Below are 12,376 nucleotides of genomic sequence, written 5' to 3' on the forward strand. Positions count from 1 at the left end.
CAGATATATTTCGACGAGATAACCTGCTTTAGGGGCGACCATGCAAGCTATCAGCGCTGATAATATTGAATCAATTCAGATCGAAACCACCAGCAGATGTAATCTGAATTGCGTCACCTGCCTTAAGCCTGCTTACAGTGAAGTTTGGCAGCACAGGGACCTTGATAAAGCACTCTTTCAACGAATTGTTACAGAAATTGGGGATATTAAACCAAATGTTCATCTGCAGGGCTGGGGTGAGCCATTGGTACAGGACGATTTCCTTGATTATGTAAAAATACTAAAAGACTTCGATTTCTCTGTAACATTTACCACCAACGGTACGCTGATGACCAGTAGGCTTGCCGCTGATATTATCGAGGTCGGCGTCGATGGGATAACCTTTTCCATGGCAGGAGCTACGCCAGCAACCCATGATGAACTTCGAGGTTCTTGTACTTTTAAAGGCGTATCCGAAGGGATTACAGCCTTTGTAGCCGCCAAAAGAAAGCATCAGGCAGACGGACCTGTGGTTGCAATAAGTTATCTGCTCACCGATACAACAGTAAAGGAGCTGCCAAAAGCGATTACATGGTGCAGGAGACAGGGAGTTGATGTTTTTGTGACAGTTGCTCTTACCCAGGCCGGAGGGATGCGGCAATTCAATTTGCAGTTCTTACCAGATGCCCTCGCGGCAAAACGATTTTGGCTTACTCGTGTTGCTGCAAATCTTGCAGGTTTACCGGGTGGGATAACTCTTAAGATGAAGTCTTTTGCCCCAACGCTCACATCTGTTTGTGATAAAAATCCCATAAATAACCTTTTCATTTCTGCCAGCGGTGATGTCGCTCCCTGTGTTTTCCTGGCACCTCCTGTGAAAGGTCCTGTTAACTGGTACGGTAAAGATGGAGGAGCAACTCAGAATTCTGTGTCCATGGGCAACCTGAGAACACAGAGCCTGAAAGAAATATGGGAAGGAGAAAAATATCAGCGTTTTAGAGAGCAGTTTAGAGTGCGTCGCGAGTATCATGAAAAACGTCTTAGTACGGTGAGCTGCTCGCTTGCTGGAGCAAGTCAGCTTGAGTCCGCAGTAACTTTAACTCAGAATTTTTTAACGACTCATCCACCGCCGGGTGAATGTCAGTATTGCTCTAAATTAGATGGTTATTGATAGTTGTCGAGTTAGTTTTCAGCCTCTTTAAGCAGCCAGTTACGAAAGGCCGCAATGCGTGGGGAGTTGCTATACTCATGCATGGTAACGATGTAATAGGCCTGATTGGTTAACAGTCTATCATCAATGGGAGCAACAAGGATTCCGGCATCAATGTCCAGTTGAACAAGTCGGTTACGGCCTATAGCCACTCCCACCCCTTTAGTTGCAGCAAGTACTGCAGCAATATTCTGGTCAAAACTAATACCTGATTGAGGTGTAAAGTCTTGCAGTTGTATGCGTTCAGCCCATAATTTCCATTCTGAAAAGTACTGTGCATGGGGCCAGGGCTGACTGTCGTGAAGGAGCAGGCAGTCATGAATCCCTTGGGGATTGTTCCAGAGAGAATATTGGTCCGCATATTCCCTTGAGCAGACGGGGAAAAATAACTCATCCATTAAAAACGTAACATTAAGATCAGGATAGGGACCTGTCCCGTAGTAGATTGCGAGGTCCACATGTTCACTTTCAAAGTCAACCAGATCATTTCGACAACGGAAATGAATTGATATACCGGGGTTTTTATCAGTAAAACTTTTCAGGCGGGGGGATAGCCATTTGCTTGCAAGGGATGGTGGGCATGAGATATTAAGATTACCATTAAGTTCCTTGCTTTTAATACTCTCTACTTCGCCGTTTATCTCCATTAAGGAATATTGCACTGTTGAAAGCAGGCGTTCTCCCTTGTCAGTAAGAATAATACGTCGAGTCAGGCGATGGAACAGTGAGAAGCCAAGCAGGTCCTCAAGTTTACGAATACTTTGACTGACGGCACCTTGCGTTACGCAAAGCTCTACGGCGGCTTTGGAAAAGCTTTGATGTTTGGCGGCACAGACAAATATCGGCATGAGAGGAAGTGTCTGGCGAAGAGATAATTGGTCCATGGATTAGTCCTGCTAATGTGTAGATTGCAATTATTCGGTTGTCGATGTCACGGTACAGTGCTATGGATATGCCATTGCTGGTATAAGTCGTAACCCCATAAACTACATGAAGCGGCCTGTAGAGGAAAGATTTTTTATCTGTTGATCGTTCTAACACGGGAAAAGCGAATGAGTGGTATAAGCGGTATTGGTCGTTTGTGGATGTTTGTTTGATTACCGGTTTAAGCTGCAGATTTTCTTATTTAAGATGCCGGGTTTTCCGGACAAATGCTCTGAAGATACTGGTGCAGGTGGGATTAGCATGGGAGAACTCATAGGAGGGGAGTCAGTAGAAACCTGGGTGGCAGAATGTCCGGTTTTAAACGATATCATCTCCTTGCGGCCGACTCTTTGGCTCAATCAAACGCTGCAGTCCTTTGATCCCGATTTTTCCTATGGTGGTTTTTCCATAGACGACGTAGCAGATGCTTCCGCACGATTGGAGCGTTTTCGACCCTTCCTTGTAGATGCTTTTCCTGAAACAGTAGCGGCGGGAGGGCTCATTGAATCGCCCTTACAGCATTTACCCAAAATGCAGCAGGAGCTCGGTAAATATAATGACCCAATGGGTGGAAAGCTCTATGTAAAACTTGACAGTCACCTACCAATTGCAGGCTCTGTTAAGGCAAGAGGCGGAATCTATCAGGTCTTAAAACTTGCTGAAACCATTGCTCTTGATAGTGGACTTCTCAGTAAAGGCACAAATTATAAGGATTTTGCATTACCAACCTTTAAAGAACTGTTTTCCAACTATTCAATTGTAGTCGGTTCCACTGGGAATCTGGGCTTGAGTATTGGAATTGTTGGCATTGCTCTCGGTTTTAAAGTAACTGTTCATATGTCAGCAGATGCCAGGACGTGGAAAAAAGATCGATTGCGCGGATTAGGTGTCAATGTCGTGGAGCATGATGCTGACTATAGTGTGGCGGTAGCCGAGGGGCGTATAGAAGCAGAAGCTGATCCAAGGTGTCATTTTGTTGATGATGAAAATTCCCGGGATCTCTTTCTAGGCTATTCTGTTGCAGGAGAACGGCTGCGTACCCAGCTCCAAGACCAAGGAATAATTGTTGACCAGGCGCATCCTCTCGTGGTTTATCTACCTTGTGGTGTTGGAGGCGGTCCCGGTGGCATAACCTATGGTCTTAAACAGGTTTTTGGTGATAATGTACACTGTTTTTTTGTGGAACCCACTAATAGCCCTGCACTTCTTGTGGGGTTGGCGACAGGATTACATGACGCTGTGTCTGCAAAGGATTTTGGGGTGACCAATAGTACAATTGCCGATGGTCTTGCTGTGAGTAGACCCTCAGGTCTTGTCTGCAGGGCAATGAAGTCTTTGCTTTCGGGTGTTTTTACAGTAGATGATGATGAGATGTTCCTCTTACTGTCTCTGCTTGACCAATGTGAGAGTTTGCGTCTTGAGCCTTCAGCACTCGTTGGATTTTCAGGGTACTGTCGAAGTAAGAGTGCGTTAAACAGTAAACTGACTTCTAGGGATCAGCACAATGTAACACATCTGGTATGGGCCACTGGGGGAAGTATGGTGCCTGAAGATGTGTGGCTTGAATATGATAAACATGGGATTGACCGTATTGAAAATAGGAGGTTTGTTTAAACCCGTTATCCGGTAGCGGATACTGGTTTTTGTTGTGTCCCCGGTTTACGGGGGCATTGGGGACAATTTATATTCTGGAGGAATTATGGAGACTTTAGATGCAATAGTGGGCAAAATTAATGCATTTGCCTGGGGACCACCAATGCTCATCCTGCTCGTCGGTACAGGATTTTGGCTGACAATTAATCTTCGAGGTTTACAGTTTACAAAGCTTGGACATGCTTTGTATCTCGCACTTGTAAAACGTAAAGAAGACAGTGATGAGCCTGGAGATATTACCCACTTTCAAGCGCTGATGACCGCTATGGCAGCAACAGTTGGTACTGGTAACATTGCTGGTGTTGCAACTGCAATCGCCATTGGTGGACCGGGAGCACTGTTCTGGATGTGGATTACCGGTCTTGTCGGTATGGCAACCAAATATGCTGAAGCAATTCTGGCTGTAAAATACCGTGAAGTCGACGAAAACGGGGAAATGTGTGGTGGCCCTATGTACTATATTTCCAAGGGCTTGAATATGCCTTGGTTAGGAACCGTTTTTGCCTTGTTTGCTTCTATTGCAGCTTTTGGTATCGGTAATATGGTCCAGGCGAACTCTGTGGCTGACGCCGTAGAGGCGACTTTTCACATTCCTTTTTGGGTTACCGGTGTAACACTGATGGTTCTTTCTGCTGTTGTTATTCTTGGTGGAATTAAATCCATTGCAAAAGTAACCAGTTTACTTGTTCCGGTTATGATTGTTTTTTATGTAGCCGCTGCTCTCTTTATCATTTTTTCTCATATCACGGAAGTTCCAGCTGCACTCGCGTTCATCGTTAAGCAGGCGTTTAACCCAACAGCTGCTGTTGGTGGCTTTGCCGGTGCAACGATCATGATGGCAATTCGTTTTGGTGTTGCCCGTGGTGTCTTCTCCAATGAGTCTGGACTTGGTAGTGCTCCAATCGCTGCAGCTGCAGCTCAAACCAAGACCCCAACTGCACAGGCATTGGTTTCAATGACCCAGACCTTTATTGATACCATCCTTGTTTGTACCATGACCGGTCTTGTTCTGATTTTGACCGGTGCCTGGTCTAATGGTCAGACTGGTGCAGAACTCACCACAACTGCATTTAATGCAGGTATAGCAGGTGGTGGTTACATTGTGACCCTTGGTATTATTCTCTTTGCTTACTCCACCATTCTTGGCTGGTGTTATTATGGTGAAAAGTCTATTGAATATCTCTTTGGTATTAAGTCAGTTATGCCATACCGTGTTGTATTTATCCTTTTTATCGGTGTGGGATCTGTTGCCAAGTTGAGCCTTGTCTGGAATATTTCTGATACACTTAACGGACTTATGGCTGTGCCGAACCTTATTGGTTTGCTTATGCTGACCCCTGTAGTGGTTTCTGAAACCAAGAAGTATTTTGAAGATAAGTAAGATGTATTGAATGTGGCGAAAGCTTGTTCTTCAGCGGCCCCCTTCACGATGTGAAGGGGGCCGCTGTTGTTTTAACTAGACGTTGTTGTTGTGGATCGTATAACTTATACTGTTAGAGGATTTAATTGTTGTTCTGAAACATCAGTTTTTTAGTAAGCAATATTTTTCTATTTTTTTGGTTAAGTTGGCAACATGGGACGACTTTTCGCAGTGGGAGCCGATCTTGGGATTGCACTCTAAGAGAATGGTCATGACTTTGTCGGCTGTATCAAAACAGTCAGCATCTTCAAGTCGAGCCAGCACGTTTGACATCAATTTACTAAACTGCTCACACTGGGCGTAATCTGATGTAGCGCGTTGGTGGAGGGATATTGCTTTTTCGAGGTCTTTTTTGATATCTTCTGGAATTTGTTCCGTCATAGTCTCTTTTTTATTGCCAATTTAAGTATGTAATGTATTACCGTAAAACGTATTAGATATATTACCTCAATGTTGTATTTGTACCATGGTTGATATGCAAGATTGAGCCACTAATGTAGCGTATCGTATTTGAAGAACCACCATTAACTGCTCTATATTATTATGTCAGATTATATTGAAAAGCAATGCTCGGAATGTGGACAGCAGTTACGTTTTCCCAAAAATGTGGGAGGGGTTGTCATGGCTTGCCCTACCTGTGGGAAAAAATTTGGTTCAGATTTTAAAATAGGTAGGGTGGGTAAGAGTTGCAATAGTGGCTTGGGAGGAACAATTTTTGAATTACCCTCAACACTTATTGAACGCATTTGCAGTTATTTTCGTTCGAAGTAACAGCGGTTGTCTTCATCAGATTAATTTCATCCATACTGATTAAATAATGACCAAGACAGATTCTGAAAAAACACCAGAAATTGCTCCTGAAGACAGGACAATCCTCGTTGAATTTGCAGAAAAATTCAGCTTTTTCCTTCCGCCTGAAGCAGCAGTTTTAATTCCAGGACTGATGCTCACCATGTGTATTGCAGCTATTGCTCTCTATACAGGGGCACAACTCGCCTATGTGACCCCTCTGATTGTGGCCATGGGTATAGGAATTCTCCTCCGTAATGCCTTTATTCTTTTGCCGGTATATAAGTCTGGTATAACCTATTCTATCCGTACTGTACTCCGTTTTGCAGTGGCACTTCTCGGGGCCAGAATAACCTTTACTCAGATTGGAAGTTTAGGCTGGGAAGGGATTGTGCTTGCCACAGGACCGCTTCTCATCACTCTATTACTCACGGTCTGGTTTGGCCGAGTGTTAAAATGTGATCATTCGCAAACGCTCCTCATTGCAACCGGTACTTCAATCTGTGGGGCTTCGGCCATTATGACAGCAGGTGCTGTAACCCAGGCCAAAGAAGATAATGTCGTTGTAGCGATCAGTTCTATCACAGTATTTGGTACGATACTGATGCTGCTCTATCCCATGATACATAATATGGGATTCCTGCATCTGACAGCCAAGGAGTATGGAATCTGGTCTGGGGCTTCGATTCACGAGGTTGCCCAGGTGATAGCAGCAGCCTTTGGAGGAGGCGAGGAGAGTGGTGAAATCGGCACGATCATAAAGCTTACCCGTGTTGCCTGTCTGGTACCGTTTGCCTTTGCCATCTCTTTTATGTCGGCCAAAGGTATGATACGCCCGGGAGGAAGCTCAGAGAAGGGTGAGGTGAAGTTTCCACTGTTTCTCTTTGGTTTCTTGGGTATGGTGATTTTAAACTCAAATGATTTTTTCACTGCAAAGGCCATCGCCTCCATTGAAACCTTTGACATGTTCCTGCTGACCATGGCCATGGGTGCCATGGGCCTTGAGACAGATTTTAAGAGGCTCTTGACAATAGGTTATAAACCACTTGTTCTCTCAATTTTTGCAACGCTTACTATCTCTATAGTGAGCCTGATACTGATCTACATTCTCTATTAGTTCGTGTTCAGGGGAGACCGTTTGAATAGTTTGATTCTATTCATGAGGGGCGATTATTGAAAGAGTCGCCCCTGTGATGCCGTAGCATTTTAGAGTGTACTGGGTGTTATATATCTTTTAGCGATAGGGCGATTCTATTTCTGCTGTTGTCAATCTCAACGACCCGAACAGTCAGTTTTTGACCAAGGCTGACTATTGTCCCAGGATCCTTAACAAATCTATCGGCGAGCTGGCTGATGTGAATAAGGCCGTCAACCTTAATGCCAAGATCCACAAAGGCTCCAAACTTTGTAATGTTTGTTACAATAGCAGGTAGGCGCATTCCCGGTTCGAGGTCCTCCATAGTGCGGATATTTTCTTTAAAATGGAACTGCTCGAACTCTTTACGCGGATCACGACCCGGTTTGGCAAGTTCGTTTAAGATGTCTTCAATGGTGGCACGCCCTGTGGTCTCGTCGATGTAATTATCTGGGACAATCTGCTGCTGTGCCTCTTTACTGCTCAGCAGTTCCGAAACAGAGATACCACATGTCTTTGCCATTCGGGTCACAAGGGTGTACCGTTCAGGGTGGACTCCACTCGCGTCAAGTGGATTTTTCCCATTATGAATGCGGAGAAAACCGGCGCATTGCTCAAAGGCCTTGGGGCCAAGCCTGGGAATCTTGAGAAGTTCCTTTCTGGTATTGATTCTGGTTACACTGTTTCTGTATTGGACAATGTTTTCAGCAAGGGTCTTGCTGAGGCCAGCAACATGAGTGAGTAACTCGACACTGGCGCTATTGAGTTCAACTCCGACACTGTTTACACAGCGTTCTACAATTTGGATCAGTGCTGTCTTTAACTTGGTTTGCGATACATCATGCTGATATTGACCAACCCCAATCGATTTTGGGTCGATTTTGACAAGCTCAGCCAACGGGTCTTGAAGTCTTCTGCCAATTGAAACAGCACCACGAACGGTGATGTCGTAGTCTGGGAATTCTTTTCTCGCGGTTTCTGATGCTGAATAAATTGATGCACCATCTTCATTGACGAGGGTAATGATAGGTTCAGGTCTAAGATTAAGATCACGGATAAAACGTTCCGTTTCTCTTCCGGCAGTTCCATTGCCTATGGCGATAGCTTCGGTTCTATGTTGTGCAACAAGCTTTTTGATGGTCTCAGCGGCTTCCAGTTGCTGGCTTTTACCGAGGGTAGGGTAGATAGTTGTATTTGCAACAGGGTTGCCCTGGGTGTCAAGGCAGACGACTTTTCCTCCGGTTCTAAAGCCTGGATCAATTGCCAGAACACGTTTGGCACCCAGGGGGGCTGAAAGAAGTAATTGCCTGAGGTTCTCACCAAAGACCTCTATTGCCTCGTCATCAGCTTTGGCTTTCAGTGTTTTAGCAAGTTCTGTTTCAAGCGAGGGGGCTAGAAGGCGGGAGTAGCTGTCTTCTATGGCAAGGGAGAGCTCTTGTTGCCAGGGGCCAGAGGTGAGGTGATTTTTCTTGAGCAGGCGTAGGGAACTCTCCTTTGGAGGTTGAATGGAAAGCTTTAGTATCTTTTGCTTTTCACCTCGAAACATTGCAAGAAGTCTGTGTCCAGCAGCCTTTGACGCGGGTTCCTGCCAGTTGAAGTAGTCCTTGAACTTCTCTCCCTGAGCCTCATTTTTTTGCACAAGGCGCGATTCAACAATAGCCTGGGACGTAAAGATATTGCGGAGTACAGCTCGGGTGTCGGCATTTTCAGCAATTTCTTCGGCAATGATATCGCGGGCTCCAGCAAGGGCCTCAGCTGTCGTGTGGATTTCTTTTACACTGTTTACAAAGGATGAGAGGTTTATCTTAGATGACTTGTTCTCCAGAAGGATACGGGCAAGGGGGGCTAACCCTCTTTGCCTGGCCTGTTGTGCCCGTGTTTTTCGTTTAGGTCGATAGGGAAGGTAGAGATCTTCAAGGATTGTCAGGTTTTGAGCTCCTTGGAGTTTCTTTTTTAACTCAGGTGTCAGTGTATTAGTTTTTTCCAGTCCTTCAATTATATAAGATCGACGCTTTTCAAGATCAATAAGTTTTTGATAACCATCCTGGATTGCGCTTATAGCGACTTCATCGAGAGACCCTGTTGCTTCTTTTCTATATCTGGCAATAAAAGGGACAGTTCCACCATCTTCCAGCAGTTGTAACGTTCCACTGACTTGTCTCTGGGGGAGGTTGAGTTGCTGAGAGAGTCGGCCACTAAAATCAGGTTGTGTTGTGGACATAGTTAACGAGTAGGTAGTGATGAATTAGATAAATAACGATGAAATCCAAAGAAAAGGCATTGGTTCGATGGAGATTACAGAGCGCTTTCTATGGCTGCACTGAGCAGAAGGGCCTGTCTGGTGGCAGCTACATCATGAACCCTCACCATATCTATATTTTTGCTGGAGCAGATTGCGGCAACAACTGCTGTTGCAAGGTCCCGCTGCTGTTCATTGGTAACCCCTGTGATATCACCAAGAAATCGTTTCCTGCTATGGGCGAGAAGAACTGGCACTCCAAATTGTGAAAAGGTGTTCAGGTGTTTAAGGATGGAGAGATTGTGGTTGAGAGTTTTACCAAACCCAATACCAGGGTCAATGACTATGTTGTCTTTGGAAACACCATTGGCCTGCAAGTAGTTGAGGCGTTCGTCAAAAAACTCGACCATCTCCTGGATGATATCAGAGTAGGTTGGATTGACCTGCATATCAGCAGGTGTACCCTGCATATGCATTATGATGATAGGAGTTGATGTCTCTTTAATAACACCGAGCATTCCGGGGTCGGTTCGAAGTGCAGATATGTCATTGACGTGGGTTGCACCGGCCTTTAGTGCGGCTGTGGCCACCTCAGCCTTGGTCGTATCAATGGAGATCGGAATGGAATGACTTGTGCGGATACCTTCAATCACAGGAATCACTCGCTTGAGTTCTTCCATGGTTGCGACCTTGTCGGCAAAAGGGCGTGTAGACTCTCCGCCGATATCTAAGATATCAGCACCGTCTGCGATAAGTTTTTCAGCTTGGAGTAGTGCAGAATCGACGGTGGCAAACTGGCCACCGTCTGAAAAAGAATCGGGCGTCACATTAAGGACGCCCATTATCTTTATGGAGGAGCCATTCATCAGGCTTCTGGTTCGCTCTTCTTCTCTTTGGCAGGCTCTACTGGAGCAACATCTTCTGTTGCGTCTTCCTGGGCTGCTGGTTCAGGAGTTTCAACAGGCTCTTCAGCAGGCTCTTCAGCAGGAGCTGGTTTAGAAGGCTGAGGTTGCGGTGCTTGTTCTGCAGGTTTAGACATCCGATCTGCGTATTGGCCGGGGCGTAATTCCTCAATTATATCTTCCATGTCTTTTAGGACAATGGTCTCTCTTTCGAGGAGTTCTTCAGAGATACGGGTGAGGATGTCTTCGTTTTCGCTCAGGATTTGAGTGACAGTATCCATTGCAGTATCGATGAGCTTGCGCACGGCAAGATCAATTTGTCTTGCAGTATCATCACTGAAATCCCTGCTCTGGGAAATGTCTTTTCCAAGGAAAACATTGTCATCTTTCTTGCCGTAGGTAAGAGCACCAAGTTCCTCGCTCATTCCCCATTCGCAAACCATCTTACGGGCAAGACCAGAAGCCCGTTCAATATCATTACCGGCACCGGTAGTGATTTCATCAAAGATAAGTTTCTCGGCAAGTCGGCCACCATAGAGGATACAGAGTTGATTTTCTAAATATGTCTTTGAGTGGGTGTACTTATCATCGGTTGGCAGCTGCATGGTAAGCCCAAGCGCACGCCCACGTGGAATAATTGTAACCTTATGAACCGGATCTGTATCGGGTAGCATCCATGCAACAAGAGCATGGCCCGCTTCATGATACGCAGTAACCTTCTTTTCTTTTTCATTAATGATCATGGTGCGTCGTTCAGCACCCATCATGATCTTATCTTTAGCTGCTTCCAGCAATTCCAGATTAATTTCTTTTGCGCCGGTACGGGCAGCCATAAGCGCTGCTTCATTAACAAGGTTCTCAAGATCAGCACCGGAAAAACCAGGGGTACCACGTGCTAAAACATCAAGATCTACCTGGGCAGCCATCTTGGTCTTGCGGGCATAGATTTCAAGAATCTTCTTTCTACCACCTACGTCCGGAACAGGTACAATGACCTGACGATCAAAACGACCTGGACGAAGTAGTGCAGGATCAAGGACATCAGGACGGTTCGTCGCAGCAACAATGATAACTCCATCGTTGGTCTCAAAACCATCCATCTCAACCAGTAACTGGTTAAGGGTCTGCTCACGTTCATCGTGTCCACCACCAAGACCTGCTCCACGATGACGTCCAACTGCATCAATCTCATCAATGAAGATGATACAAGGTGCACTCTTTTTGCCCTGGGCAAACATATCGCGTACCCTTGAAGCACCAACACCGACAAACATTTCTACAAAATCAGAACCTGAAATGGAAAAGAATGGAACATCAGCTTCTCCGGCAATGGCCTTTGCAAGGAGTGTCTTACCGGTACCTGGGGAACCAGCCAGAAGAACACCAGTTGGGATACGACCACCAAGTGCGGTGAATTTACCTGGATCCTTTAAAAAGTCTACGATCTCTTCAAGTTCTTCCTTGGCCTCATCGATTCCTGCAACATCGTCAAAGGTGACTTTATTGTCGCTCTGCTCAATAAGTTTTGCCTTATTTTTTCCAAAGGAAAGAGCTCCACCTTTACCGCCACCCTGCATTTGTCGCATAAAGAAAACCCATACACCAATAAGCAGAAGCATGGGAAACCATGAGACAAAAATAGTCATGAGCCATGAGTCTTTCTGGGTCTCTTTTACAGTAATGTTCACGCCAGAATCACGAAGGATTGTCATGAATTCGGTATCATTGACAGGAATTATGGTCTGAAATGTTTTTCCATTTTGCAGAGTTCCTGAGACGACGTCTCCGCTAATGGAGACACGACTTACTGTTTTGTTTTCAATACTGGACATAAAGTCACTGTAATTAAGTGACGTTGTGTTGCCCTGGGGCTTATTGAAAAGGTTAAAGAGGAGGATCATGGTAAGACCAATCACCAGCCACATACTCAAGTTTTTGTAGAAAGTATTCAACGAACCCTCCAGTGGTTCCTGGTTTAAAAATACATTAAATAGCCAGAGGATATCACCTCAAGCTTTTGATTTATCAAATAATAAAACAATAACAGTTATCCTGTAGTAGTCCCATGCTCTGTTACGTTAAATCTTAATATGAGAATGTCGAGTATAAACCAATAATTATTTTA

Annotated in this window: 9 protein-coding genes; 4 read left to right on the forward strand and 5 right to left on the reverse strand. The window is 45.2% G+C overall.

Features of this window, described 5'->3' with window-relative positions:
- The first annotated feature begins 40 nt into the window (after positions 1 to 40).
- Positions 41 to 1,150, forward strand: a complete 1,110-nt coding sequence (locus ACX6CI_RS02055) for a radical SAM protein (RefSeq protein ID WP_458776520.1) — start codon at positions 41 to 43, stop codon at positions 1,148 to 1,150.
- 11 nt (positions 1,151 to 1,161) lie between these two features.
- On the opposite strand, the gene dsdC is transcribed toward ACX6CI_RS02055, so the two are convergent.
- The gene (gene dsdC / locus ACX6CI_RS02060; protein ID WP_458776521.1) at positions 1,162 to 2,073 is read right to left on the reverse strand and encodes a DNA-binding transcriptional regulator DsdC; all 912 of its coding nucleotides are present in this window, start codon (positions 2,071 to 2,073) and stop codon (positions 1,162 to 1,164) included.
- 301 nt (positions 2,074 to 2,374) lie between these two features.
- On the opposite strand from dsdC, the gene ACX6CI_RS02065 reads away from it, so the two are divergent.
- A complete protein-coding gene (locus ACX6CI_RS02065; protein ID WP_458776522.1) occupies positions 2,375 to 3,727 on the forward strand; it encodes a D-serine ammonia-lyase in 1,353 nt (450 codons plus the stop codon).
- A gap of 85 nt (positions 3,728 to 3,812) precedes the next feature.
- The gene (locus tag ACX6CI_RS02070) at positions 3,813 to 5,147 is read left to right on the forward strand and encodes an alanine/glycine:cation symporter family protein (protein ID WP_458776523.1); all 1,335 of its coding nucleotides are present in this window, start codon (positions 3,813 to 3,815) and stop codon (positions 5,145 to 5,147) included.
- A 141-nt stretch (positions 5,148 to 5,288) separates the two neighbouring features.
- On the opposite strand, the gene ACX6CI_RS02075 is transcribed toward ACX6CI_RS02070, so the two are convergent.
- Complete coding sequence (locus ACX6CI_RS02075) at positions 5,289 to 5,567, reverse strand: hypothetical protein (RefSeq protein WP_458776524.1); 279 nt, start codon at positions 5,565 to 5,567, stop codon at positions 5,289 to 5,291.
- Positions 5,568 to 6,003: 436 nt separating this feature from the next.
- Between ACX6CI_RS02075 and ACX6CI_RS02080 the strand changes: the two genes are divergently transcribed.
- Entirely contained in the window at positions 6,004 to 7,092 is a 1,089-nt protein-coding gene (locus ACX6CI_RS02080; protein WP_458776525.1) for a YeiH family protein, read from the forward strand.
- Positions 7,093 to 7,198: 106 nt separating this feature from the next.
- Here ACX6CI_RS02080 and ACX6CI_RS02085 read toward each other — a convergent pair whose 3' ends face one another.
- From ACX6CI_RS02085 to ftsH, 3 genes are all read right to left on the reverse strand, one after another.
- Entirely contained in the window at positions 7,199 to 9,331 is a 2,133-nt protein-coding gene (locus ACX6CI_RS02085) for a Tex family protein (RefSeq protein ID WP_458776526.1), read from the reverse strand.
- Positions 9,332 to 9,405: 74 nt separating this feature from the next.
- Positions 9,406 to 10,215, reverse strand: coding sequence for a dihydropteroate synthase (gene folP, locus ACX6CI_RS02090; RefSeq protein ID WP_458776527.1), 810 nt, complete (start codon positions 10,213 to 10,215; stop codon positions 9,406 to 9,408).
- The gene (gene ftsH, locus ACX6CI_RS02095; RefSeq protein ID WP_458776528.1) at positions 10,215 to 12,203 is read right to left on the reverse strand and encodes an ATP-dependent zinc metalloprotease FtsH; all 1,989 of its coding nucleotides are present in this window, start codon (positions 12,201 to 12,203) and stop codon (positions 10,215 to 10,217) included. Before ftsH ends, folP begins: the two co-directional genes overlap by 1 nt.
- Between the last annotated feature and the right edge of the window lie 173 nt (positions 12,204 to 12,376).

The organism is Desulforhopalus glucosivorans (assembly GCF_054397165.1).